23 protein-coding genes are annotated in these 24,231 nt (G+C 54.3%); all 23 read left to right on the plus strand.

All coding sequences use genetic code 11. The annotated features are described in order from the left end of the window. Positions 1-36 precede the first annotated feature (36 nt). The 23 genes from murC (at position 37) to PHO67_06265 (ending at position 24,216) form a co-directional block, all read left to right on the plus strand. Positions 37-1,437 carry a UDP-N-acetylmuramate--L-alanine ligase gene (murC, locus tag PHO67_06155; GenBank protein MDD5546716.1) on the plus strand — a complete coding sequence of 467 codons (1,401 nt, stop codon included), beginning with the start codon at positions 37-39 and terminating at the stop codon, positions 1,435-1,437. Between the two features lie 5 nt (positions 1,438-1,442). Then, positions 1,443-2,312, plus strand: a complete 870-nt coding sequence (murB, locus tag PHO67_06160; protein ID MDD5546717.1) for a UDP-N-acetylmuramate dehydrogenase — start codon at positions 1,443-1,445, stop codon at positions 2,310-2,312. After that, complete coding sequence (locus PHO67_06165; GenBank protein MDD5546718.1) at positions 2,312-3,214, plus strand: D-alanine--D-alanine ligase; 903 nt, start codon at positions 2,312-2,314, stop codon at positions 3,212-3,214. The genes murB and PHO67_06165 overlap by 1 nt, the downstream gene beginning before the upstream one ends. A gap of 1 nt (position 3,215) precedes the next feature. Continuing rightward, positions 3,216-4,013 carry a hypothetical protein gene (locus PHO67_06170; protein MDD5546719.1) on the plus strand — a complete coding sequence of 266 codons (798 nt, stop codon included), beginning with the start codon at positions 3,216-3,218 and terminating at the stop codon, positions 4,011-4,013. Continuing rightward, positions 4,010-5,266 carry a cell division protein FtsA gene (ftsA, locus tag PHO67_06175; protein MDD5546720.1) on the plus strand — a complete coding sequence of 419 codons (1,257 nt, stop codon included), beginning with the start codon at positions 4,010-4,012 and terminating at the stop codon, positions 5,264-5,266. Before PHO67_06170 ends, ftsA begins: the two co-directional genes overlap by 4 nt. A gap of 3 nt (positions 5,267-5,269) precedes the next feature. Then, positions 5,270-5,947, plus strand: coding sequence for a YggS family pyridoxal phosphate-dependent enzyme (locus tag PHO67_06180; GenBank protein ID MDD5546721.1), 678 nt, complete (start codon positions 5,270-5,272; stop codon positions 5,945-5,947). Next, on the plus strand, positions 5,928-6,752 hold the full coding sequence (gene proC / locus PHO67_06185) for a pyrroline-5-carboxylate reductase (protein MDD5546722.1): 825 nt from the start codon (positions 5,928-5,930) through the stop codon (positions 6,750-6,752). The genes PHO67_06180 and proC overlap by 20 nt, the downstream gene beginning before the upstream one ends. 12 nt (positions 6,753-6,764) lie before the next feature. Next, entirely contained in the window at positions 6,765-7,055 is a 291-nt protein-coding gene (locus tag PHO67_06190) for a YggT family protein (protein ID MDD5546723.1), read from the plus strand. Between the two features lie 30 nt (positions 7,056-7,085). Further along, positions 7,086-7,913 (plus strand): purine-nucleoside phosphorylase, encoded by an 828-nt coding sequence (locus PHO67_06195; protein ID MDD5546724.1) that lies wholly within the window; start codon positions 7,086-7,088, stop codon positions 7,911-7,913. Between the two features lie 43 nt (positions 7,914-7,956). Beyond that, on the plus strand, positions 7,957-10,734 hold the full coding sequence (ileS, locus tag PHO67_06200) for an isoleucine--tRNA ligase (protein MDD5546725.1): 2,778 nt from the start codon (positions 7,957-7,959) through the stop codon (positions 10,732-10,734). Position 10,735: 1 nt separating this feature from the next. Further along, complete coding sequence (locus PHO67_06205) at positions 10,736-11,131, plus strand: TraR/DksA family transcriptional regulator (protein MDD5546726.1); 396 nt, start codon at positions 10,736-10,738, stop codon at positions 11,129-11,131. Next, positions 11,131-11,598 carry a signal peptidase II gene (gene lspA / locus PHO67_06210; protein ID MDD5546727.1) on the plus strand — a complete coding sequence of 156 codons (468 nt, stop codon included), beginning with the start codon at positions 11,131-11,133 and terminating at the stop codon, positions 11,596-11,598. The genes PHO67_06205 and lspA overlap by 1 nt, the downstream gene beginning before the upstream one ends. Next, positions 11,579-12,301: a prolipoprotein diacylglyceryl transferase gene (gene lgt, locus PHO67_06215; protein ID MDD5546728.1), complete on the plus strand. Its 723-nt coding sequence runs from the start codon at positions 11,579-11,581 to the stop codon at positions 12,299-12,301. Before lspA ends, lgt begins: the two co-directional genes overlap by 20 nt. Beyond that, the gene (locus PHO67_06220; GenBank protein ID MDD5546729.1) at positions 12,277-13,188 is read left to right on the plus strand and encodes an RluA family pseudouridine synthase; all 912 of its coding nucleotides are present in this window, start codon (positions 12,277-12,279) and stop codon (positions 13,186-13,188) included. Before lgt ends, PHO67_06220 begins: the two co-directional genes overlap by 25 nt. A gap of 51 nt (positions 13,189-13,239) precedes the next feature. Next, entirely contained in the window at positions 13,240-14,010 is a 771-nt protein-coding gene (locus tag PHO67_06225; GenBank protein ID MDD5546730.1) for a hypothetical protein, read from the plus strand. 1 nt (position 14,011) lies between these two features. Beyond that, positions 14,012-15,304: a 3-phosphoshikimate 1-carboxyvinyltransferase gene (gene aroA, locus PHO67_06230; protein MDD5546731.1), complete on the plus strand. Its 1,293-nt coding sequence runs from the start codon at positions 14,012-14,014 to the stop codon at positions 15,302-15,304. Between the two features lie 590 nt (positions 15,305-15,894). After that, the gene (locus PHO67_06235) at positions 15,895-16,923 is read left to right on the plus strand and encodes a rod shape-determining protein (protein MDD5546732.1); all 1,029 of its coding nucleotides are present in this window, start codon (positions 15,895-15,897) and stop codon (positions 16,921-16,923) included. A 5-nt stretch (positions 16,924-16,928) separates the two neighbouring features. Next, complete coding sequence (gene mreC, locus PHO67_06240; GenBank protein ID MDD5546733.1) at positions 16,929-17,708, plus strand: rod shape-determining protein MreC; 780 nt, start codon at positions 16,929-16,931, stop codon at positions 17,706-17,708. Next, positions 17,705-18,235: a rod shape-determining protein MreD gene (gene mreD / locus PHO67_06245; protein ID MDD5546734.1), complete on the plus strand. Its 531-nt coding sequence runs from the start codon at positions 17,705-17,707 to the stop codon at positions 18,233-18,235. The genes mreC and mreD overlap by 4 nt, the downstream gene beginning before the upstream one ends. A gap of 11 nt (positions 18,236-18,246) precedes the next feature. Continuing rightward, positions 18,247-19,971, plus strand: coding sequence for a penicillin-binding protein 2 (gene mrdA, locus PHO67_06250; GenBank protein MDD5546735.1), 1,725 nt, complete (start codon positions 18,247-18,249; stop codon positions 19,969-19,971). Next, a complete protein-coding gene (rodA, locus tag PHO67_06255; GenBank protein ID MDD5546736.1) occupies positions 19,968-21,074 on the plus strand; it encodes a rod shape-determining protein RodA in 1,107 nt (368 codons plus the stop codon). Before mrdA ends, rodA begins: the two co-directional genes overlap by 4 nt. Then, complete coding sequence (locus PHO67_06260) at positions 21,074-22,708, plus strand: radical SAM protein (protein ID MDD5546737.1); 1,635 nt, start codon at positions 21,074-21,076, stop codon at positions 22,706-22,708. The genes rodA and PHO67_06260 overlap by 1 nt, the downstream gene beginning before the upstream one ends. A 68-nt stretch (positions 22,709-22,776) precedes the next feature. Then, positions 22,777-24,216, plus strand: coding sequence for a diguanylate cyclase (locus PHO67_06265; protein ID MDD5546738.1), 1,440 nt, complete (start codon positions 22,777-22,779; stop codon positions 24,214-24,216). Positions 24,217-24,231 lie beyond the last annotated feature (15 nt).

Consider the following 24,231-nt stretch of genomic DNA (forward strand, 5'->3'; position numbering starts at 1 on the left):
AAATTTCAAGGGATAAAACAATATTATAAGGTGATCATGAAACTAAAAGGTAAGAAGCACATTCATTTCGTCGGCATCGGCGGCATCGGGATGAGCGCCATCGCCTTCGTCCTGCTCAAGCGGGGCCTTAAGGTCTCCGGCTCGGACGTCAGGCGTTCGCGCATCGTCGAGAAGCTAGAATCGCTCGGCGGCAAATTCCACGAAGGCCATCACGAGAAGAACATAGAGGGCGCCGATATCGTTGTATTCTCGTCATCGATCACGCCGGAGAACCCCGAGCTAAAGGCCGCGCGCAATAAAAAGATAAAGACGCTCCACCGCGCCGATATGCTCGCCCTGATAATGAACGGCAGGAAAGGGATCGCGGTTACCGGCGCGCACGGCAAGACGACGACATCATCGCTCATCGCCCATATCCTGTACAGGGCGGGGCTCGACCCGACCGCGATCCTCGGCGGCGAGGTGAAATCGCTGGAGGGCAACGCCAGGGTAGGCAAGGGCGGGCATTTTGTGGTGGAGGCGGACGAGAGCGACGGCTCGTTCGTCCACCTGAAACCGTTCTACGGGGTCATCACGAATATCGACGCCGAGCACCTCGATTATTACAGGAACATGGGGGAGATAATATCCTGGTACCTGAAATTCGTCGAGAAGATCAAGCCGGGCGGGAAACTCTTCGCCTGCGGCGACTGCGATAACTTGAAGCGGGCTCTCCGCGGCTATCCCAAGGAGGTCGTCACCTTCGGCCTTTCGGCCGGCGGCGATATATTTCCCGGGAAGATAAAAATGCACGACTCGCATTCCGAGTTCGAGATAATCTACCGCGGCAAGAACCTGGGGCGGGCCGCAATAAACATCCCGGGGATACATAACGTCTCGAACGCAATGGCCGCGTTCGCCGTGGCGCTGGAGCTGGGCCTTGATTTCGGGACGATAAAGAAGGCGGTCGAGGATTTTACCGGCGCGGCGCGGAGGTTTCAGGTCAAGTATTCCGGAAACGGGATAAAGGTGATAGACGATTACGCGCACCATCCGGCCGAGATAAAGGCGACCATATTGGCTGCTAAGAACTGGAAACCCAAGCGGCTTATAGCGGTCTTCCAGCCGCACCGCTTCTCCAGGACAAAGTACCTGAAGGACAGGTTCGGGAACTGTTTCGATGTGGCCGACCGGTTGATACTTACGGATATTTACGCGGCGTCGGAGGACGAGCTCGATGGCGTCTCCGGCAAAAGCATCTACGAGGAAGTGAAAAAGCACGGCCACAAGGACGTCATATACCTGCCCAAGAAAGAATTAAAAGAATATCTCTTGAAGGATATAAAACGCGGTGATATGGTCCTGATGATGGGCGCCGGGGATATTACCTCGATAGCCGGGGAGCTGGCGCAGGAGCTTTTGAAAAAGAGGGGAAAGATATCAAAAAAGAACCCTTAGGCTTCATAAGGGGCTCGGTCAAGCTCGACGAGCCGATGGACCGCCATACGACATTCAAGATAGGCGGGCCGGCGGATATTTTTGTCTGTCCGGAGGACGTCGACGACCTGCTGGTAATCCTGCGCTACGCCGTTTCGCATAAAGCGGATTATTTCATGATCGGCGGCGGCAGCAAACTCCTGGTCGGGGACAAGGGCATACGGGGGTTTGTCGTCTTTTTAGGAGCGCCGTCCTTTGGCGGGATAGAATTCGACGGAGATACGGCCATCGCGGGCTGCGGGATAAAGACCCACGAGCTGATAACGAAGGCCGCGGAGAAGGACCTGGGAGGCCTTGAGTTCCTCGCCGGGATACCCGGGACGCTCGGCGGCGCCATCACGATGAACGCCGGGTGGCCGTCAAGGGCGATAGGGGATCTCGTCGAGGAGATAACCGCGCTCAAGGACCTCGAGAAGGTGAAATTGGGCAAAGAGAGCCTTAAATTCTCGTACCGTTCTTCTAACCTCGCCGGTTTGGTCCTGGTTTCAGCGAGGCTCAGGCTGGAAAAGAAGGCCAAGGATAAGATAGAGGCCGAAACGAAGAAAAACCTGGAGAAAAAAAGAAAAACGCAGGAGCTCGGCTATCCCAGCGTGGGGAGTATCTTTCTCAACCCGTCGGGAAGTTCGCCGGCCTGGGAGCTTATAGACAAGTGCGGCTTGAGAGGAAAATCGGTAGGAGGCGCTGCGGTCTCGGAGAAGCACGCGAACTTCATCATAAACAGGGGAAATGCCTCGGCGGCCGACGTCAGGAAATTAATAGATGAGATACAAAAAATAGTTTTTAAAGAACATCAAATTATGTTAAAATTAGAGACTAAATTAATAGGAGAGTTTTAATGGATAAGGTGGGATCGAGGATAGGGGTCCTGATGGGCGGGCCATCCGCCGAGAGGGACGTCTCCCTGCGCTCGGGAAGGGCCATAACAGATGCCCTGTTGAGCAAGGGCTACAACGCGATCCCTATGGAGATATGGCTCCCGACGAGGGACGAACTGAGGTCGGCGGGTATCGACGTCGCCTTCATCGCCCTCCACGGGACATTCGGCGAGGACGGACAGATACAGACGATATTAGAGGACCTAAGGATACCCTATACCGGTTCGAAAGTAAAAGCGAGCCGGCTTGGAATGGATAAGATCGCATCGCGTAAGTTATTCAAAAAAGCCGGGCTCAACATCCCGGGATACCACGTGATCGAGAACGGGGCCAGGCCGAAACTGAAATTCCCGGCGCCGGTCGTCGTCAAACCCTCGGCACAAGGCTCCTCGGTCGGGGTTTCTATAATAGACAAGGTCGAGGGACTGGACGGCGCAATTAAGGAAGCGTTCAAGTTCGGCGAACAGGTGATCCTCGAGGAGTTCATACACGGAAAGGAGCTTACCGTGGGGGTAGTCGACGACAAGCCGCTGCCCGTAATACAGGTCGTCCCAAAAAGGCGCTATTACGATGAGGTCGCCAAATATACGGCCGGGATGACCGACTATCTCTGTCCCGCGCCCATATCCGAAGGAGAGGCGAGGCTCGCGCAGGACGCCGGCATCAGGGCGCATAACGCCCTCGGCTGCAGGTCTTTCTCCAGGGTCGATATGATACTTGACGACGGGGGGAAGATAGTCGTCCTCGAGGTAAATACGATACCGGGAATGACCCAGCTCAGCCTCCTGCCGAAGGCCGCGAAGACGAGAGGGATGGATTTTCCACTGTTGTGCGAGAAGATGCTCGAATCGGCTTATAAATAATATGGCGAGAAAAAGGAAATCAGGTTCGGAAGCCTCAAAGCAGTTCAGCGGTTTCATGAAACGCAACAGGGTTGCGGCGGCCGTCATTGTTATATTCGTGTTGGCCGTGGCAGCGGCCGTCCTGTGGTTTAATAATTTCCTCTCATCAGCACCGTGCTTTGAGGTAAAAAAGGTCGAGATAGTAAAACCGGGCAGCGAAGGGAACTTATATATACAAGAGGAATATTTTAACCTCGAATATCCCGTCAATTTTTTCACGGTGGATACCGCGGCGCTCGCCGGCAAAATAAAAGCGGCGCACCCCGAATTCCAGATAGTGGTGATAACCAAGTTCCTGCCCAACCGCATCATCGCGAATATAAAGGACAGGGAGGCGGTGGCGAGGATAAGGTTTGGGAAAGTCCTGCCAGTGGATTTCGACTGCGTCATCGTCTCGGATACAGGCAGCCTCGATTCGCTCCCCCTTATTACCGGCCTTGAGTCCCGGCTCGCGGACCCCAAAGAGGGCACGAGGGTGAAGTCGAGGAGGCTCAACACCGCCCTCGATATCCTCCGGCGCATCTATTCGAGGAAGGAGTTCGCGAGATCGGCGGTCACGACCGTCGATATGACATATCCGGAAAAGGCTTTTTTCGTGATGGGCGGGATGACGATAGTGGTCGGCAATAATGATCTCGACAGGAAGCTAGATTCGTTGGCCGCGGCACTGAACAATCCAAAGGTGGACAGGTCGAAGATCGATTCGATAGACCTCAGGTTCACCGATGCCGCGGTGACGTTTAAACCGGAAAAGAAATGAAGAAGGTATTAGCCGGACTGGATATAAGCGAGGATTTCGTGACCTGCTCGGTCTGTTCGACCGAGGAGAAGGATACCTTGTCGCTGTTGGGATCCGCCTCGGTGCCGTCGAGGGGGATGGATAACGGCGCGATATCGGATATAAGCGAGGTAGCTTTGTCGGTCGCCTCAGCCGTCGAAAAGGCGGAGGCCTCGGCGAAGACAAAGATCGTGTCCCTCGTGACTAACTGCGACGGCGCGAGCCTGCGCGTCTATAACACCAAAGGGAGTGTGACCGTCGCCGAGAAAGAGAACGAGATAAGCAGGCACGAGGTCGAGCGGGTGACCGAGGCCGCCAGGACGATAGCGCTTCCCTTCGACAGGGAGATAGTCCATTCGATAACGCGCGATTTTATCCTCGACGGCCAGGACGGGATCAAGGATCCGACCGGGATGTTCGGCACGCGGCTTGAGGCGGACATGGAATTCGTGACTGCCTTGGTGACCAACCTCCACAATGTCAGGAGATCGATAAATACGGCGGGTTTTGAGATCAGGGATATAATCCTCTCGGGCATAGCGGTCGGGCACGCGATACTTGAAGAACTCGAGAAGGAATTGGGCGTAATATTCATTTTCATCTCCTATTCCGCCACGCATATGATCGTGTATAACGGCGGAGAGATAAGATCCATCGAGATAATACCGGCCGGCAGCGGCGGGATGACCGGGCTCATCGCCGATAATTTCAAGATACCCCGCGAGTACGCGGCAGACCTGTTGAAACGCGAGATATCCCTTGATAAGCCCGCGGCCTCCGAACCGGCCGCGCAGGGGAGCGTTTCGCCGGAGGGGGACAAGATAGTCCTGAGACTTGGCGGTTCGAGCCGTTCCCTCTCCAGGAAGGCCCTCGCCGAGGCGGTAAGGCCGGAGGCCGAGGAGCTCATAAAACAGATAGGAGGCAAACTGAAAGATATGCTTGCCGCCAAGGAAGCCGCGATGGGTTGCGTGGTCGCCGGCGACCTGACCGCCCTGGGAGGTTTCCTTGAGATGCTGGAATTATCCCTCAGCATGCCCGTGAAGATGGGGCTCGTCAAAGGAGTGGCCGGGGGGGATATGGCCAGGGCCGGCGCCGGGCAAATAGTTTCGGTCGGGCTGGTAAAATACTGGGCCAGGGAAGGCGCGAAGAAGAAGGCCAGGAGGAATATCTTCGGGAACACGCCTTTAGGTAAGCTCGTCGACAGGGTAAACCGGATATTCAGCGAGTATTTCTAAAAGATGATCCCTGAAAATATACGGGGCGTAAAGGAGCGTATCCGCCTCGCGGCCGGGAAGATAGGAAAGAACGACCGGGATATCACGCTCGTCTGCGTGACCAAGACCGTAGACGTCCCGCGGATAGAAGAGGCCCTTGCCGCGGGCGTTACGGATATAGGCGAAAACTATGTACAGGCCGCGGAGATAAAATTTAAGGCGATCGAATACAGGGCAAAGTGGCACCTTATCGGCCACCTGCAGACAAATAAGGTCAAAGAGGCGGTGAGGATGTTCGATCTCATCCACTCGGTGGATTCCCTGAAATTGGCCGAGGAGATATCGAAACGGTCGGCCGGGCTCCTGGACCCGAAGAAGGTATTGATAGAGGTCAAGACTTCGGAGGAGGCGACAAAATACGGGGTATTGCCGGAGCAGGCGCTTCCCCTTATAGAAAAGATAGCCGTATTACCCCATATAAAGGTCATGGGCCTGATGACGATGGCGCCGTTCACTGAGAACCCGGAGGATTCGAGGCCGTATTTTGAGAGGTTGAAGAAATTGTCCCTGCTTATCTTGACGAAAAGGATCAGAAATGTGGACATGAGGTATCTCTCGATGGGCATGACCCAGGATTTCGAGGTAGCGATAGAGGAAGGCGCGAATATAATAAGGATAGGGCATGCGATATTTGGCGGATAAAAGAATAGGCGTCATCGGCCTTGGGAATATGGGCGGGGCGATAATAAACGGCCTCCTCACATCCGGCGCCGTCAAAAGGACGGGCGTTACAGGTTTTGATAACGACCGGGCCAAGCGTGTGGTTGCCGTTAAGAAATATGGAATATTGGCAACCGGATCGATACTTGAGGCCGTAGCGCACAGCGATATCGTAATCTTCGCGGTCAAGCCGCAAAATATCGGAGAGGTGCTAGAAGAGGTATCTTCTTACGGCAAGGGCCGGTTATATATCTCGATCGCGGCTGGGATAAATACCCGCAGGATAGAGAAGGCCCTTGCGCGCATACGAAGGCCCCGCGTCATAAGGGTGATGCCGAATACGCCGGCGCTTGTAGGCGAGGGCATCACGGCTGTTTGCAGAGGCAGATACGCGACTGCCGGAGACCTGAAGGCCGCGAACGGGATATTTTCGAGCGTTGGGGAGACGATAAATTTAAACGAGAGATATTTTGACCTTGTCACCGCGGTATCGGGAAGCGGCCCGGCCTATTTCTTTTACCTCAAAGAGGCGCTCATAGAATCGGCTGTCAGCCTCGGGATGGACAGGGCTACGGCAAAAAGACTCGTATCGAAGACCGCCCTCGGCGCGGCGCGGCTGCTTATAGAATCGGGGCATGAGCCGCAGGCCCTGCGCCGGAGCGTGACGTCAAAGGGCGGCACTACCGAACAGGCGATAAAAGTATTCGACCGGGCCGGGATGAAGAGGATAGTCGGGAAAGCCGTGACCGCCGCGGCGCGCCGTTCAAAAGAATTATCGGGGGAATAAGGGATGTTCGTATTGAGCAATCTGATATTCTGGGCCGCGCGAATGCTTGAGATCCTGCTAAATATATTATGTATCCTGATATTTTTCCGGGCGGTCATAAGCTGGGTCAATCCCGACCCGTTCAACCCGCTTGTGCAGTTCCTGAACAGGTCCACCGACCCGATACTGGCGCCTATAAGGAGGTTCATCCCCCCGTTGGGGCCCATGGATATCTCGCCGTGGATAGCGACGATAGTCCTCTATTCCGTAAATAAATATTTTCTGGTGCCGACACTTCTGGAGCTGGCGATGAGGTTAAGGTAATAGCCGCATCCCGGAAATAAGGAGAGACAAATGCACGAACTGAAAAAGAAGATCGACGATACGTTCAACTTCATAAAAGATGAACTGAAAGAAGTCCCCAAGATCGATGTCGCGATAATCCTGGGTACCGGCCTGGGCAACCTCACCGGGAGGATAAAAGAGAAGAAGGGCATAGAATACTGGAAGATACCGAACTTCCCTGTATCGACGGTCAAGGGGCACAAAGGGGAGCTTGTCTTCGGCAAGATAGGCGACAAGAATGTCGTCGCGATGGAAGGCAGGTTCCACCATTACGAGGGATACCCGCTGGACCAGGTCACTTATCCGGTCAGGGTGGTAAAGGCGCTCGGCGCGAAGATACTAGTCGTCTCTAATGCCGCGGGCGGTATGAACCCGGGTTACAAAGCCGGAGACCTCATGGCGATAGCCGACCATATAAATTTTACAGGGGTCAATCCCCTGATAGGGCCGAATGATGAATCGCTGGGCCCCAGGTTCCCGGATTTCTGCGACCTGTACGACCCGAAGCTTATCGCCTTGGCCGAAGAGATCGCGAAGGATGAGAAGATCAGGATGCATAAAGGCGTATATGTAGGCGTCACCGGACCGAACCTCGAGACGCGCGCGGAGTATAAGTTCTTCCAGATGATCGGGGCCGACGCGGTAGGGATGTCGACCGTGCCGGAAGTCATCGTAGCCAGGCACGCGGGCCTCCGGATATTCGGCATAAGCGTCATAACCGACGTTTGCCTTCCCGAGACGCTCAAGCCCTGCAACATAGATGAGATAATAAAGGCGGCCAACGAAGCCGAGCCGAAACTCACGAAATTGATATATACCCTGATAGAGAGAATATGAATCCCACGCCCTAATGAGGCGCGGAGAAAATATAGAGGATGGGATGAACTATAAAGATACGCTGAACCTGCCCAAGACGGATTTCCCGATGAAGGCCGACCTCCCGAAGAGGGAGCCGGAGATGCTCAAGTTCTGGGAGGAGAAGGATATATACGGCCATATCCGGAAAAAATTCTCGGGCAAGCCCAAATATATACTGCATGACGGGCCGCCGTATGCCAACGGCGACATCCATATCGGCCATGCCCTGAACAAGACGCTCAAGGACATAGTCGTCAAATACAAGACGATGCGCGGCTTCGATTCGCCCTATGTCCCGGGATGGGACTGCCACGGCCTCCCGGTCGAGCACGTCTTATTCAAAGAGCTCAAGATATCGAAGGGGCAGATCGGCCAGCTTGAATTCCGTAATAAGGCCGCGGATTACGCGCTCAGGTTTGTCGGGACGCAGAAAGAGCAGTTCAAGCGCCTCGGGATATTCGGCGAATGGGACGACCCGTACCTCACGCTCAAGCCCGAGTATGTCGTCGGCATCATACGCTCGTTCGGGAAACTTGTCGAAGGCGGTTACGTCTATAAGGGAGTAAAACCTGTCAACTGGTGCCTGCGCTGCGAGACGGCGCTCGCGGAGGCAGAGGTGGAATACGCGGACCATACCTCGCCGTCAATATTCGTGAAGTTCAAGGTCACAGACAGGAGATTCCCGGACGGAAAACATTTCCTGGTGATCTGGACGACGACTCCTTGGACCCTGGTCGCGAATGTCGCGGTCGCGGTCCATCCCGCCCTTGACTACGTGACGGTCGAGGCCGGCGGAGAGCACTATATACTAGCGAAGGACCTTCTCGAGTCCGTCGCGGCCAAGGCAGGTTTTAAAGATTATAAAGTCATCTCGACCATAAAAGGCAAGGACCTCGAAGGCCTCCTCTATAAACATCCGTTCATCGAAAGGGAAGGGAAGGTCGTCCTCGCGGATTACGTTTCGAACGAAGAAGGTGCCGGATGCGTCCACACCGCGCCGGGCCACGGCATGGAAGATTACCTTACGGGACAGAAATACGGCCTGCCGACGATAATGCCGGTCGACGAGAGGGGATTATTCGATAAGACTGCCGGGGAATTCACCGGGATGCATGTCTTCAAGGCGAACGGCGCAATATTGGAGAGGTTGATGAAGGACGGCAACCTCCTGTATTCCGGGACGATCGCGCATTCTTATCCGCATTGCTGGAGGTGTAAGGAGCCGGTCATATTCAGGGCGACGGTCCAGTGGTTCATAAATGTTGACCATAATGCGCTAAGGAAACAGACGCTCGAAGAGATAAAACGCGTGAAATGGGTCCCGTCTATCGGAGAGAACAGGATCTCGGCTATGATAGAGAACAGGCCCGATTGGTGCCTCTCGCGCCAGAGGTACTGGGGCGTGCCGATACCGGCATTCTACTGCGAGTCGTGCAAGAAACCGGTGCTTGATCCCGGCCTGATAAACCATATCGCGGACCTGATGGAAAAAGAAGGTTCGAACGTATGGTTCAGCAGGCCCGCGGAAGAGCTGTTGCCCGCGGGGTTCGCCTGCCCGGGGTGCAAAGGAAAAAAATTCAGGAAAGAAGAGGATATACTCGACGTCTGGTTCGATTCCGGCGTCAGCCACCAATCCGTATTGAGGAAAAGGAAAGAGCTCGCCTTCCCGGCAGACCTTTACCTGGAGGGCAGCGACCAGCACCGCGGGTGGTTCCAGGCCGCGGTACTTACCTCTATGCCGATAGAGCATAAGGCGCCGTTCAAGAGCGTCCTGACGCACGGTTTCGTCGTTGACGGCGAGGGAAGGAAGATGTCAAAATCCCTGGGTAACGTCATTTCGCCGCAGGACGTGATAAAGACGCACGGCGCCGACGTCCTGAGGATGTGGGTCGCGTCGTGCGATTACTACGAGGATATAAGGATATCAAAAGAGATAATCGAGCGCACTTCCGAGGCGTACCGCAAGATCAGGAACACGGCTCGCTTTATACTGGGGAATCTTTTCGATTTCGACCCGGGCAAAGACAGGCTCGCGCATAAAGACCTCCTTGAGATAGATAAATGGGCGGTCTCGAAGGCCTTCTCGCTGGTCCATGAGATAGAAGGTTATTATGACGCCTTCGAGTTCCACAAGGTCTTCCGCGCCCTGTACAGCTTTTGCACCGTTGAGCTTTCCAGTTTTTATCTTGACGTTTCAAAGGACAGGTTGTATACTTATGCGCCGAACTCGAGAGAGCGGAGATCGTGCCAGACCGTGATCTATGAGATAGTGATGGCCCTGGCGAAAACGCTCGCGCCGATGGCGCCGTTTACAGCCGATGAGATATGGCAGAAGGCCAGGCGGGATGACCCGGAATCAAGCGTCCACGCTTCGCTTTGGCCCGAGGCCCGCGAGGGGTATATCGACAAGTCCCTCGAGGAGAGATGGGAGAAGATATTCGTCCTTCGTCCTTATATAATGAAGGCGATAGAGGAGAAGAGGGCCAAGGGCGTAATAGGCGATTCGATGGAAGCTTCGGTCACGCTGTATATAAAGGATACCGGTAAATACAGGTTCCTGCATGATTTCGCAAGAGAGCTCGCGGGAGTATTCCTGGTCTCGGATTTCAGGCTCGAGGAAGCAGGCAGTATGCCGGCAGGAAAAGAGGGATTGCTCGAGGCCGAAGGGCTGGGCATTTACGTGGATAAGGCCGCCGGAGGCAAATGCGGCCGCTGCTGGACGTATAAAAAAGAGGTCGGAACCGACCCGGAACATCCGGAGCTTTGCGGGCGCTGCTCAAAAGTATTAAAAGGAGAATAACATGATGAAGCTTGACAAGGAAGAACTCGAAAAATATAAGAAGATGCTCCTGAAGAAGAAAGAGGAGATGTTGAAAGAGGTCCGCGGCGTCCAGAAGGATTCCTTGAATACGTCGCAGAGGGACGCCTCGGGAGACCTGTCGGCATACACTTTCCACATGGCCGATGTCGCTACCGACAGTTTCGACAGGGAGTTTTCCCTCGGCATCGCGACAAACGTCCAGCAAAAGATACTCTACGCTATAGAAGAGGCGCTCAAGCGCATCGAGGATAAGACCTTCGGTATATGCACAGAATGCGAGAAGCAGATACCCAAGCAGCGCCTTACTGCCATGCCATGGGCTGCCCTATGCCTCGAGTGCCAGGCTAAAGAGGATCCGCAGAAGAAGATAATCTAATGCACTCCTTTCTGAGGAAAGGACTGGCGCCTTTTATTATCGCCGCCTCGGTCGTCATTATAGACCAGGTTACCAAGGCGATAGCGGTAGCGAAATTGACCTCCGTTGGTTCACTCCCCGCGATCGGCACGATCGTAAGTTTCACCCTTGTCAAGAATACCGGCGCCGCTTTCGGGCTCTTCAGGTACCAGACCGTCGTTTTAGTCGTCATTTCCGTCATAGCGATAGCGTTTACCATTTTCTATCTGGCAAAGAAGAAACCCGCCCTATACCTGCCGTTCTCGCTCATACTCGGAGGCGCTGCGGGAAACCTCATCGACAGGTTGCATCCCGGCGGTTACGTGATAGATTTCATAGACCTGCACTTCTGGCCGGTCTTCAACGTCGCGGACTCCTGTATAACGATAGGGGCTGTATTGCTCTTCGTGATAATTTTGAGAGGCAAGGATGCATCCCGTACTGTTTAAGATAGGTTCCTATCCCGTATATTCCTACGGCGCGATGCTCGCGCTGGCTTTCCTCGTCTGCTCATTTCTCGCCAAAAGGCGCGCCGCCTCGCTCGGCATGGGCGGCGAAAAGGTCCTCGACCTCATGATCACCCTTATCGTATCCGGCGTCATCGGCGGCAGGCTTATGTTCGTCCTTTTGGACCTCGATTATTTCAGGTCAAGGCCCCTGGATATATTCAAAATCTGGGAAGGCGGTCTCGCCTGGTACGGCGGCTTCATCCTGGCGGTCATAAGCGGTGCGGTCTTCCTGCGAATGCATAAGATGCATTTACTGAAGACGGCAGACCTTGTAATCCCGTATATCGCCCTGGGCCAGGCGATCGGCCGCATAGGATGTTTCCTGAACGGCTGCTGCTACGGCAAGGCTACGGCGCTGCCTATCGGCGTGGTCTTCAACCCGGAACAGGGCGCGGTCCTTCCGACTCAGCTCTTCGAGTCAGTTGCTATGTTCATCGTCTATCTTATCTTAAGGAGGCGCGTCCCGTCGAACGGGAGGACGCTTTTTTTGTATCTTATGCTCTATTCGGCTTTCAGGTTCTCGGTCGAGTTCCTTCGCGGAGATAATATGCTTACCGTAATGGGATTGACCTTTTCTCAGGCCGTATCGATAGCCATTTTCGCGGCGGCGGTGATATTATGGAAAATTATACCTTCGAAGTAGGGTCTGAGGCGGCCTCCACGCGCCTCGACCAGTACCTCGTCTCAGTATTGCCTAAGACGGTCTCGCGCTCCCACTTGAAAAAACTTATAGGCGCCGGGTGCATCCTCGTTAACGGCAAACCGGCCAAACCGCACCATAAGGTCAAGTCCGGAGAGAAGATAGAAGTCTCATTCGAGGAGCCGGCCTCCCCGGAACTGAAGGCCGAGGATATAGCCCTCAAGATAATATACGAAGACGACGATATAATAGTGATAAACAAACAGCCGGGCATCGCAGTCCATCCCGCGCCGGGCACGCGTTCCGGAACGATAGTCAACGCCCTGCTTAACCACTGCAGGAAACTTTCCGACTTGAACGAGGGGAGGCCGGGAATAGTCCATCGCCTCGACAAGGACACATCCGGCGTGATGGTCGCGGCGAAAAATAACGCCAGCCACGCAGAACTCGCGAGGCAGTTCAAGGACCGCGCCGTAAAGAAGAATTACCTGGCCCTGGCCAAGGGCGTCATCGAGTTGGACAACGGCGTCGTGGACCTGCCGATCGGCAGGCACCCGAGCAACCGGCAGAAGATGGCGGTCAGGTACGATTCGGAACGGAAAGCCGTCACGGAATATAAGGTAATAAAGAGGTTCGACGATTTCACCCTCGTCAAGCTGGACCTGAAGACAGGCAGGACGCACCAGATACGCGTACATATGGCGTATATCGGCCATCCCGTCCTGGGCGATGAGAAATACGGCTCTAAAGGGAATTTCCCCAGGCAGGCGCTCCATTCATATTATCTCAGGCTGCGCCACCCCAAGGACGGCAGGGAGATGGAGTTCAAGGCAGACCTTCCGGACGATATGAGGAAAATGATGGGGCCCGATTTTTTTCTTGCGTTTTAAAACCTTATTATATATAATAAATTGCAGTAGAACCCCAAAAAGGAGGAACAAATGAAATCGTTCCGGCTTATCGTCATACTATTAGCTATCCTATGCGTAGTCTTTTTGGTATTTTCTTTAGTTACCTTCAGCGGACTCCAGACCGAGAAGAAGAACCGCGTCGCAACAGAGAATTCCTATAAGGATCTGCTGGCAAACAAGGAGGACCTTCAGAAGCAGCTCGACGACCAGAAGAAACTTAAGACCGATCTCGAGTCGCAACTTGCCGACCTGAAAGGCAAGGTCACCTCATTGCAGGATAAGGCCGAGAAGCTGGCCGCCCAGATCGCGGAAGAAAAGAAAGACAAGGAGGAAGCCCTCGCCAAGTTGAGCGATAAAGATAAAGAGATAGAGGAGGTAAAGACGAACTGGGAGAGCGAGAAGTCTTCCCGCGCCGCAGTCCAGGAACAGTTCGATAAACTCCAGAAGGAATACGTCGCGGTCCAGAAGAAACTGGGTGATCTGCAGGCCACCAACCAGGGCCTCTTAAAACAGGTAGAGGACCTCCAGGCGAAAAAGGAAGTGGATCTTGAAAGGATAGTGGTCAAGCCCGGCGTTGACGCCGAAGGCAAAGTCCTCGTCGTAAATAAGGAATTCAATTTTATAGTCGTCGCCGCGGGCAACAATAAAGGCATCACCCCGGGCGTGACATTTGGTGTCTACAGGAACAATAAGCTTGTCGCCAAGGCCACAGTCGAGAAGGTCTACGAGACGATGTCGGCCGCCAACATACTGCCTGACAGCGGTGAGATAAAAGAGGGCGACATAGCGAAAGCTATGTAACTTGAGCTCTGCCACTATAAGACCCGCCAAAAGATTACGCGGTTCCCTGACTTTACCAGGCGATAAATCCATCTCCCACAGGGCCGTAATGCTCGCCTCGCTCGCGAACGGCACGAGCGTCATAAAAAATATCCTCCATTCGGACGATACCCTTACCACGATAGAGGCGTTCCGCGCCCTCGGCATCGACATCAACATCAAAGAAGATCATGACGAAATAACCATAATTGGGCGCGGCCTTAACGGCCTAAAAGAACCGGCAGGCCCGCTTTTTATGCGCAATTCCGGAACATCGATGCGGCTCCTCCTTGGTATACTGGCCGGCCAGCCTTTTGCGGCGACATTGACAGCGGATAAAGGATTGGCCGCTAGGCCGATGCGCCGGGTCACCGAACCGCTTTCGGTGATGGGCGCGAAATTCGAAGGCAGGAACAAGGCCGATTACGCGCCGATAACCGTCCGCGGCGGCAAGTTAAATCCCATAGATTATGTCTCTCCGGTCGCGAGCGCGCAGGTAAAATCCGCTATCCTCCTTGCCGGGCTTTACGCCGGAGGGAAGACATCGGTCACCGAGCCTTCGAGATCGCGCGACCATACGGAGCGCATGCTTAAGGCGTTCGGCGCGCGCGTCTCTGTCGAGGGCCTTAAAGTCTCGGTCGAGGGCAAGGCGGACCTGCGGGCGCGGGAAATAGACGTCCCCGGAGACATATCCGGCGCCGCGTTCTTCCTGGTCGCCGCGACGATAGTAAAGGACTCGGCCGTGACCCTTAAGTCAGTAGGCGTCAATCCCACCAGGACCGGAATAATAGATATCCTCAATAAGATGGGCGGGAAGATAGCGATAGAAAACGCGAGAGAGACAGCGTCCGAACCGGTCGGCGATATATTCATAGAGAGCGCTGATCTGCGCGGCGCGACGATAGAGGGGGACCTCGTCCCGCGCTCGATAGATGAATTGCCTGTCGTCATGGTCGCGGCCGCTTATGCCAAGGGCACGACAATAATAAAAGGCGCGCAGGAGCTCAAGGTCAAGGAGACCGACAGGATAAGTTCCATGGCCGCGAACTTGAAAAACATGGGAGCGAAGTTCAGCCTGAAGGGCGACGATATCGTCATCGAGGGGACAGGCGCGCTCAAAGGCATCACCGCGATGAGTTTCGGCGACCACAGGACCGCGATGTCGATGGCAGTCGCCGGCCTCGCGGCAAAGGGCGATACCACCATCGACGACACCGCCTGCATCGCCAAGTCATATCCCAACTTCTTAAAGGACCTCGATTCACTTTTAATATAATTCCCCGGCCGCAAATTCACAAGGGTCTAGAACGCGGGTCTTTTCCCCTCATCGCGCGCTTGCGGGCCCCTGCGAGGCCCGCTGCGCTTGAAATCCTCTCGCTCTCGCAGGGTATTATATACGGGCGATCCGTGCCCGCTCGAGTCTTTCCAATGCGATGAGGGGCAAAAGCCCTCGTTCTCTAATCAGTGAATTTGCTGCCGCGGCTTGTATTTAGAACTCAATATATGGCCCGTAGACCTTTGTGTCTTTTAAGCCTTGAAATTTAACGTATCGCGAAGAGCCGGTTTATGACGCAGTAGATACCCGATCAAGGCGAGTAATAAAGAAAGGCCGAGCGAGACTTAAATTTCAAGGCGAACGTCCCTGCAAGAACACAAGGTCGAAGGGCCTGCATATATATGCAGGAAGGCGCGACACAAGCCGCGGGAGGAGTGCTTTAATTATTGACATTTAAAGGGTGGTTTGGTATCCTCTTATGATACTGGGAGGGTGGGTCAAAATTAACACCATTTTCCCATAAACAAAGAAAGAGGTGTTGGGTGAACGTTTTCGATGTCTTAAAAAGGGGATTTAACAACATCTCCGGCATGTTCAGTAACGACATGGGCATCGACCTTGGCACCGCGAGCACGCTCGTTTACGTAAAAGGCCAAGGGATAGTGCTTTGCGAACCTTCGGTCGTCGCCATACAGAAGGGGACTAACCACGTCCTGGCGGTCGGCGAAGAGGCGAAGCGGATGTTAGGCCGTACCCCCGGTTCGATAGTGGCTATAAGGCCGATGAAAGACGGAGTTATCGCTGATTTCGAAATAACGGAGGCGATGCTCCGTTATTTTATTAATAAGGTCCACAACAGGCGAGTTTTGGTCAGGCCGCGCATGGTCATCGCCATACCTTCCGGCATTACCGAAGTCGAGAAGCGCGCGGTCAAGGATTCTGCGGAAAGGGCAGGCGCCCGAGAGGTATACCTCGTCGAGGAGCCGATAGCCGCCGCGATAGGCGTAGGCCTGCCGATACAGGAACCCGCCGGCAACATGATAATCGACATCGGCGGCGGCACGACGGAGATGGCGGTAGTCTCTCTCTCGGACGTCGTATACTCGAAATCGATCCGCATAGGCGGCGACGAGATGGACGACGCGATAATTCAGCACCTGAAAAAGACTTATAACCTCATGATCGGCGAACGCACCGCCGAGGAGATAAAGATAAAGATAGGCTCGGCTTACCCGCTCGAGGAAGAGATGACGATGGAAGTCCGCGGCCGCGATCTGGTGGCAGGTCTTCCAAAGACAGTCACAATATCTTCTGAGGAGGTAAGAGAGGCTCTTGCTGAGCCAATAGCTGCCATAGTGGAGGCGGTCAGGATTACCCTCGAGCGCACACCGCCGGAGCTTTCCGCAGACCTGATAGAGCGCGGGATGGTCCTGGCAGGAGGCGGCGGATTGCTGAGGGGGCTGGACAAACTCCTTTCGGAACAGACCGGCCTTCCCGTGCATATAGCGGAGGATCCGATAACCGCGGTCGCCCTCGGGACAGGGATGGTATTAAGCGAAATAAAGTATCTCAAAAAAGTTACGGTTACTACCGCTTCTAAGTCCCCTGAATCACAGTAAACGATGTGAAAAAATTTCAGAACAAACCTTTAACTGTCGTAGCCGCAGTATCCTTTGTCATTATCCTGCTGATCGCGTTTGAGTCCCTCACGAACAGAACGACCCTAGGCCTCCATTCCATCCTGCAGGTTCCCGCTCAGATAGCCTCCGCCGTATTCGGGACCGGGTTCGAGCTCCTGCATTTCAAAAGCATAGCCAATGAAAATAAAAGGTTAAAGCGCGATGTCGCGGCGCTGGGTTCGCGCGCGGCCGCGCTCGATGAGGCCGTCTCCGAGAACAGGAGGCTCAAGGGCCTGCTCTCGATGAAGGATAAGATCGGCAGGCGCTCCGTGGCCGCCAAAGTGACGGGACTTGACATCTCGAACTGGGCCGAGAGCCTGATAATAAACAAGGGCATAAAAGACGGTATTAAGGAAGATATGGCCGCGCTGGCCGACGGTGTCGTGATAGGGAAGGTCACGGCCGTCGGCAGGGTGAGTTCCCGCGTATCCCTGGTCAGCGATCCTGAGATAAGGGTCGCGGTCGTATCACAAAGGGGAAGGGCGGGCGGCCTGATGTACGGCATCGCGCACGGCAGGTGCATAATGAAGTTCATCCCGAAGGATGCGGACATAAAAGCCGGCGACACGGTGGTGATTTCAGGCACTAGCGGCGTATACCCGCAGGGTTTCCTTGTGGGGAAAGTCATAGACGTAAAAATGGAATTCAACATGATGTACCAGTTCGCGGTCATAGAGCCGGCTATAAACCCGATGGCGGTTGAGGAGGTATTAACGGTAGAATGAGTTGGCCGCGGATCATCATAACACTCGTCATTATTTCGGTCCTTGAGGCGGGAAGCCGCAATTACATAAAACTCCTCGGCGCAAGCCCGGAACTTGTCCTTATAGGCGTGTTATTTTTTTCGCTTAATTCCGATAAAGAGAAGGGCGCGGTCTGCGGCTTCGCCGGCGGCCTCCTGGAGATGGTCTTCTCCGGGGCGCATCCGCTGATACTTGTACTTTACGGCGCGATAGGCTACGCTGCAGGTTTATATAAAGAAGCGCTTTACAGGCATCTGGCGTCGGCGCAGATGATAATCGCCGCTATCGCGGTCGTCTTTTCGACACTTATTTACGGCCTGCTTATCTCTTCGGCCGGTTTTCCTTACTATAAGGCTGTCATCTTCATTACCATACCCGTTGCGATATACACTTCGTTATTGGCGCCCCCGGTCTTCAGGGCCCTCGAGTTCTTCATGCCGTCGATAGAGACGGACTATAAAGAGATAGTCTTCAAGAAAAAGGTATTTGAGGGCAGGCGGCCTCAATAGGTCATAAAAATATGCGCGGCAGGATCTATTCGATAATAGTAGATGTCTTATTCCTGGTCATACTGGCGGGGTTGGCCTATCTCCAGATATTGAGGTGGCCGCTCTACCACGACCTCTCAAGGAAGAACCACATAAGGCTGATACCGATGCCCGGCCTGCGCGGCACTATCTATGACAGGAACGGCCTCGCCATAGTCGATAACCGCCTTTCTTTCGACGTGGTCATCATTCCTCAGGAGGTGGAGAATGTCGATACGACATACGGCCGTCTCTCCCGGGCCCTGGGCATTTCGAGGTCCCGCATCGAATCGATCGTGAAAAAGGATTATACCGCGCCGTTCGCGCCGATAACCATCGCCGGCGACGTCGATAAGGACCTCGCTTTCCGCCTCGAGGAGAAGAAACAGGAGCTTCCCGGCGTTCTGGTCCTGCCGAGGACCCTCCGGTGGTATATCTACGGGGAAAGGACGTCGCACCTGATCGGTTACTTAAGCCTCATAAACAAGGAAGAGCTTGAGAGACTCGGCGATTACGGGTATTCGATCAGCGACCTTGTCGGCCGTGACGGCATCGAGCGGGCCTATGACAAATACCTGAAAGGCGAGGACGGAGGCACGCAGCTGGAGGTGGACGCTACCGGCAGGCTCGTGAAGATCCTCGGAAGCAAGAACCAGAAGAAGGGCACGGATATCACCCTGACCGTCGACGTTAAACTGCAGGCTTATGCCGCAGACTGTCTCGAGGGGGTCAAAGGGTCGGTCGTCATAATGGACCCGCGCAACGGCGAGATACTTGCTATGGCGTCCTCGCCGTCATTCGACTCGAATATATTCGTCGAGCGCGGCAAGGGCGAACAGGCGGCGGGCTATATGAAATCGGGCTCGCACCCGATGCTCAACCGGGCGATAAACGGCCAGTATCCCGCGGGTTCTATCTTTAAGATAATAATGTCTGATGCCGGACTCGAGACGAAAACGATAACCGAACACTCGACTTTTGTCTGCAATGGGAAATTTTTCCTCGGCAGGGCCGAGTTCGACTGTTGGAAAGAGGGGGGACACGGACCGCAGGACCTGCGCGACGCGATAACGCATTCATGCAACGTTTATTTCTATAATCTGGGGCACAAGCTGGGGCCGAATGTGATCTCCGAATACTCCCAGAAGTTCGGCCTCGGGAAACCTACGGGAATAGATATTGCAGGCGAGAGCTCCGGACTTGTGCCGAGCCCGGCCTGGAAAAAGGCGAAGAGGGGACAGAACTGGTATGAGGGCGAGACGATCAATTATGCCATAGGCCAGGGGGACCTCCTGGTGACGCCGCTGCAGATGGTCGAGGTCGTCTCCGTGTTCGCGACCGAAGGCAGCGCGCCTAGGCCGCATATCATAAAGAAGATCGGCAATGCCGATGTCCAGGCACCGAAGCCGAAGACGATACCGGTCTCAAAGGCCGCGATCGAGACCATAAAGTCCGCGATGGTGAACGCCGTCGCCTCGAATACAGGGACCGGGCAGAGGGCCAGGATAGAAGGGATAAAGGTAGCAGCGAAGACAGGCACCGCGCAGACGACTAACGGCGAACCGCACGCGTGGTTTTTGGGTTTTGCGCCCGCCGGCGATCCGAAGATAGCTTTTGTGGTGATGGTCGAACACGGCGGCCACGGAGGCGTGACCGCAGCCGACATAGCAAAGAAGATACTCGATTTCGCGAAGGATAACACGGAAGTATTCAAATGAAGAACGGCTATAAGTTAAAAGGCGAATTTGATTACGGGCTCGTGCTCATAACGGCAGTCATCCTGCTCATGGGGCTCTTCGTCATCTACAGCGCCTCGTACCAGAAACTCGTCTCTTCGAACGCGAACCTCGCGATGAGGCAGGTCAATTCCGCATTGATCGGCCTTCTCATCGCTGCGGCGATATTCAGGATAGGTTACCAGAGGATAATAGATTTCAGTTATTATATCTTCGGCCTGAATGTCCTATTCCTGATCCTGGTCCTCGTCCCCGGCATCGGCGATGTCCGCTACGGGGCGAGGCGGTGGATAGACTTCGGCTCATTCGCATTCCAGCCGTCGGAATTCGCGAAGGTTACTTTTATATTCGCGCTGGCGAAGTATCTCGGGGACATAAAGGAAGGGATAGAAAGACCGAAGGCTCTCATTGTCCCTTTTGCCATGGCGGTGGTCCCGATGCTCCTCATATTCAAGGAGCCGGACCTTGGCACGGCTTTGATATTCGTCCCGATCCTGCTCACCATGCTGCTTATAGCCGGCGCGCGGTTGAAATACCTTCTTTTAGTGATCGGCGCGGGCCTGGCGTGCGCGCCGTTTTTATGGTTCATCCTGAAGGATTACCAGAGGGCGCGGCTTTTGGTCTTCCTGAACCCGAATCTCGATCCTCTCGGCGCCGGATACACGATCATACAGTCCAAAATAGCGATAGGCTCGGGAGGGATCTTCGGAAAGGGGTGGCTTTCCGGGACGCAGAACCAGCTGAATTTCCTGCCTGAACGCCACACGGATTTCATCTTCTCGGTAGTGGGCGAGGAGTGGGGGTTTATCGGGGGCGCCCTGCTCTTGTTCCTTTTTTACAGGTTCGTCGGAAAGGGGATAAGGATAGCCGAAACGACAAGCGACACATACGGGAAAGCCCTTGCCTACGGGATCACCACGATGTTCGCGGTGCATGTGATAGTTAATATCGGCATGGTCTGCGGCATAATGCCTGTCGTCGGCCTGCCGCTTCCTTTCGTATCATACGGCGGTTCCTTCCTCATGATGTCCCTCGCCTGCGTCGGCATCCTTGAGAATATAAAAAACAAACGCAAGGTGTTCTGATGCTGACCGGCGAGATGCTCCTCGGCGTGAGAAAACCCGCCCGGTACACGGGCGGCGAATGGAACAGCGTTGTAAAAGGGGATAAAGGGATAGATTGCAGGGTCGCCTTATGCTTTCCGGACCTCTACGAGGTCGGGATGAGCCATCTGGGGTTGAAGATCCTCTACTCCATCCTTAATGACAGGGGCGATGTCGCGTGCGAACGCTCATTCGCTCCCTGGCACGATATGGAAAAGGTCATGAGAGAGAAGGGAATACCGCTCTTCTCGCTCGAGACGAAACGCCCTCTCGGCAAATTCGACATAGTCGGCTTCTCCCTCCAGTACGAGCTGAGTTATACGAATATACTCAACATGCTCGACCTCTCCGGAGTACCGATTTTTTCGAAAGACCGCGACAACTCCGCTCCTCTCGTAGTGGGCGGCGGGCCGTGCGCGTTCAATCCCGAACCGCTTGCGGATTTCTTCGATTGTTTCATAATAGGCGAAGCTGAAGAGGCCCTTCCGGAGGTGGTCGACGCCGTGATAGAAAATAAAAAAACCGGGCTGGACCGGCGACGGTTATTGGAGAGGCTTGCCGCGATCGAGGGCGTTTATGTCCCGTCAATCCCGGGGAAGGTAAAGAAAAGGATCGTCGCTGATCTCGATTCCGCGCCTTTCCCTGAAAAGCCGGTAGTCCCTTTCATAGATATCGTCCATGACAGGATACAGATAGAGATAATGCGCGGCTGCAGGAGGGCGTGCAATTTCTGCCAGGCGTGCGCGATCTACGGGCCTAACCGTTTCCGTTCCCCGGAAAAGATACTCTCGCTGGCCGAGAATATCTATAAAAATACGGGTTATGACGAGATATCTCTCGTATCTCTCTCGTCCGGGGACCATCCGCAGATAATGGAAATAGTGGCGTCACTTACGAAGGCCTTTAAAGAGAGGGCGGTAAGCATCTCGTTCCCTTCCATCAGGGTCGAGGAGATGACGAGCCGCCTCCCGCTTGAGCTCGCGTCGGGAAGGCGAACCGGGCTTACCTTCGCGCCCGAGGTCGGCAGCGACAAGATGCGCAAGGTGATCAATAAGAATATACCGCCCGAGGCGCTTAAGGAATGCGCCTACCAGGCCTTCAAGAATAATTGGCGCAGGATAAAACTCTATTTCATGATCGGCCTGCCCGGCGAGGAAGACAGCGATCTCGATGCCATCGTCGACCTGGCCAGGGAGGTCTCCGAGACAAAAAAGAAGGTTGACGGGAGGCCCGCGGATATAAACGCCGCGGTATCGGTATTCATCCCGAAACCGCATACGAGGTTCGAGCGCGAGGCGATGCTGCCGGTTGATGAGGTATACAGGAGGCAGAGGTATATCAGGGAGAAGGCGAGGCGCACGAGGGTGAAATTTGTTTTTCATGACCCGAAGATGAGCTACCTGGAGTCGGTCCTCGCGCGCGGGGACAGGAATCTCTCCAGCGCGCTTTATCTTGCCTGGAAAAGCGGGTGCAGGTTCGACAGCTGGAAGGAAAATTTCGATCTCGAAAAGTGGCTGCCGGTTTTCCGGGAGGCCGGCATAGACCCGGATCGTTATTCATTGAGAGAGCGGGGGTTAGACGAAGAACTTCCCTGGGGATTCATCGCGCTGCGATAATTATGTTTGACACCTAATTTAGGAACAGGTATACTTTTTATAATAAATTACGAAGGGAGATGATAAAGATGGCAGGAATTATCAAAAAACTATCGCTTATACCCGCCGGCCTCCGTTACAAGTTGACCGTAGTTTTCGTGTTGATGTCCTTCATACCGCTTGCCATCTGTGTCTATCTCGCATATAATTTTATTTATTTTCCGTTCCTCCAGCCCAATATAGACCTGGATTTTACGACGAAAAACGTCTCGCTCGTCATAGGCCTAACTATCCTTATCGCCTTGCTCGGTTTCAAGATCATCTGGGATATCGCCTCGCCGATAATCGATATGGCCATCAGAGCCAGGGGGATCGCTAACGGCGATTACTCAAGGAGCATAGAAGTCAAGAGCGAGGACGAGGTAGGGGAACTCGGCATTACCCTTAACACGCTCACCCGCCGTATACGCGAGAATATGGACGAACTCCGCTCCTACGGGGAGAGGACAAAAGAGATAAACGTTGAGATAAACAAGAAGGTCCTGATCATGTCGGGCCTCCTGCAGGTCAGCAACCTCATCTCGCAGGGCGCTTCGCTCGACGAGATCCTCAAGATAGCCATCGAGAAGATAAGCCAGGCCGAGGAAGATTCATCCGCGTTCCTGATGCTTGCCGAGGAGAAGAACACCCTCGTGATGAAGGAAAGCGAGAACCTGAGCGGGAGCTTGAATTCGTTCAGGATCAAGGTAGGTACCGGCCTCCTCGGGAAGCTCGTCGCCGAGAACAAAATGGTCAGCATAGACCGGCGTTCGCGGATGACGCCTGACATCGAGGAATTCCTTAAGGTCTTCAGTGTCAAGAATTGCCTTCTGTGTCCCATCGTCGCGCACGGCCACGGCTTCGGGATCGTAGGGTTATGCAATACGATTGCGGATTATGAGTTCAAGGAAGAGGATACCGAGCTTATAAAACTTTTCGGGAAACAGATGGCCATAGCCGTGGAGAACGAGATACTGACCACCAAGGCGAAGGAACTGGCCATCAAGGATGAGCTCACCGGCCTCTATAACGAGAAGTTCATCATTTCCCGCCTCGAGGAAGAGATCAAGCGCGCGGCATTGTACCAGAGGCCGTGCTCGTTCCTTATCTTCAATATCGACGACCTCAGTTTATACAGGGATATAAACGGGGAGTTGTCGGCCGAAGAGACCATAAAGAAGATCGGCAAGATAATAGAATCGAACATCACCGAGGTCGACAGGATAGGCAGGTTGAGCGGCGATACGTTCGCGGTGATACTGCCGGAGAAGAACAAGAAACAAGCGAATACGGCGGCGGAAGTCCTCAAGCAGCGCGTCGAGGCCTTCGGCATCGCCGGCGGCAAAGGTTATCCGCGCAACTTCGTGACGGTGAGCGGCGGCGTGAGCGAGAACCCCATAGACGGCGTGAGCGCCGAAGACCTGATAAAAAAAGCGACTTTATCCTTGAACGAAGCCAAATCAAAAGGAAAGAATACGATCGTCTCTTAATCCTAAGGAGGTCCC

It is taken from the genome of Candidatus Omnitrophota bacterium (assembly GCA_028716565.1).
Lineage (GTDB): Bacteria > Omnitrophota > Gorgyraeia > Pluralincolimonadales > Pluralincolimonadaceae > Pluralincolimonas.

Excerpts from the sequence above, each read along its gene's own strand:
- murC (MDD5546716.1), top strand. The coding sequence starts at position 37 with ATGAAACTAAAAGGTAAGAAGCACATTCATTTCGTCGGCATCGGCGGC.
- PHO67_06165 (MDD5546718.1), top strand. The coding sequence starts at position 2,312 with ATGGATAAGGTGGGATCGAGGATAGGGGTCCTGATGGGCGGGCCATCC.
- PHO67_06170 (MDD5546719.1), top strand. The coding sequence starts at position 3,216 with ATGGCGAGAAAAAGGAAATCAGGTTCGGAAGCCTCAAAGCAGTTCAGC.
- ftsA (MDD5546720.1), top strand. The coding sequence starts at position 4,010 with ATGAAGAAGGTATTAGCCGGACTGGATATAAGCGAGGATTTCGTGACC.
- PHO67_06180 (MDD5546721.1), top strand. The coding sequence starts at position 5,270 with ATGATCCCTGAAAATATACGGGGCGTAAAGGAGCGTATCCGCCTCGCG.
- proC (MDD5546722.1), top strand. The coding sequence starts at position 5,928 with ATGCGATATTTGGCGGATAAAAGAATAGGCGTCATCGGCCTTGGGAAT.
- PHO67_06195 (MDD5546724.1), top strand. The coding sequence starts at position 7,086 with ATGCACGAACTGAAAAAGAAGATCGACGATACGTTCAACTTCATAAAA.
- ileS (MDD5546725.1), top strand. The coding sequence starts at position 7,957 with ATGAACTATAAAGATACGCTGAACCTGCCCAAGACGGATTTCCCGATG.
- PHO67_06205 (MDD5546726.1), top strand. The coding sequence starts at position 10,736 with ATGATGAAGCTTGACAAGGAAGAACTCGAAAAATATAAGAAGATGCTC.
- lspA (MDD5546727.1), top strand. The coding sequence starts at position 11,131 with ATGCACTCCTTTCTGAGGAAAGGACTGGCGCCTTTTATTATCGCCGCC.
- lgt (MDD5546728.1), top strand. The coding sequence starts at position 11,579 with ATGCATCCCGTACTGTTTAAGATAGGTTCCTATCCCGTATATTCCTAC.
- PHO67_06220 (MDD5546729.1), top strand. The coding sequence starts at position 12,277 with ATGGAAAATTATACCTTCGAAGTAGGGTCTGAGGCGGCCTCCACGCGC.
- PHO67_06225 (MDD5546730.1), top strand. The coding sequence starts at position 13,240 with ATGAAATCGTTCCGGCTTATCGTCATACTATTAGCTATCCTATGCGTA.
- PHO67_06235 (MDD5546732.1), top strand. The coding sequence starts at position 15,895 with ATGTTCAGTAACGACATGGGCATCGACCTTGGCACCGCGAGCACGCTC.
- mreD (MDD5546734.1), top strand. The coding sequence starts at position 17,705 with ATGAGTTGGCCGCGGATCATCATAACACTCGTCATTATTTCGGTCCTT.
- mrdA (MDD5546735.1), top strand. The coding sequence starts at position 18,247 with ATGCGCGGCAGGATCTATTCGATAATAGTAGATGTCTTATTCCTGGTC.
- rodA (MDD5546736.1), top strand. The coding sequence starts at position 19,968 with ATGAAGAACGGCTATAAGTTAAAAGGCGAATTTGATTACGGGCTCGTG.
- PHO67_06260 (MDD5546737.1), top strand. The coding sequence starts at position 21,074 with ATGCTGACCGGCGAGATGCTCCTCGGCGTGAGAAAACCCGCCCGGTAC.
- PHO67_06265 (MDD5546738.1), top strand. The coding sequence starts at position 22,777 with ATGGCAGGAATTATCAAAAAACTATCGCTTATACCCGCCGGCCTCCGT.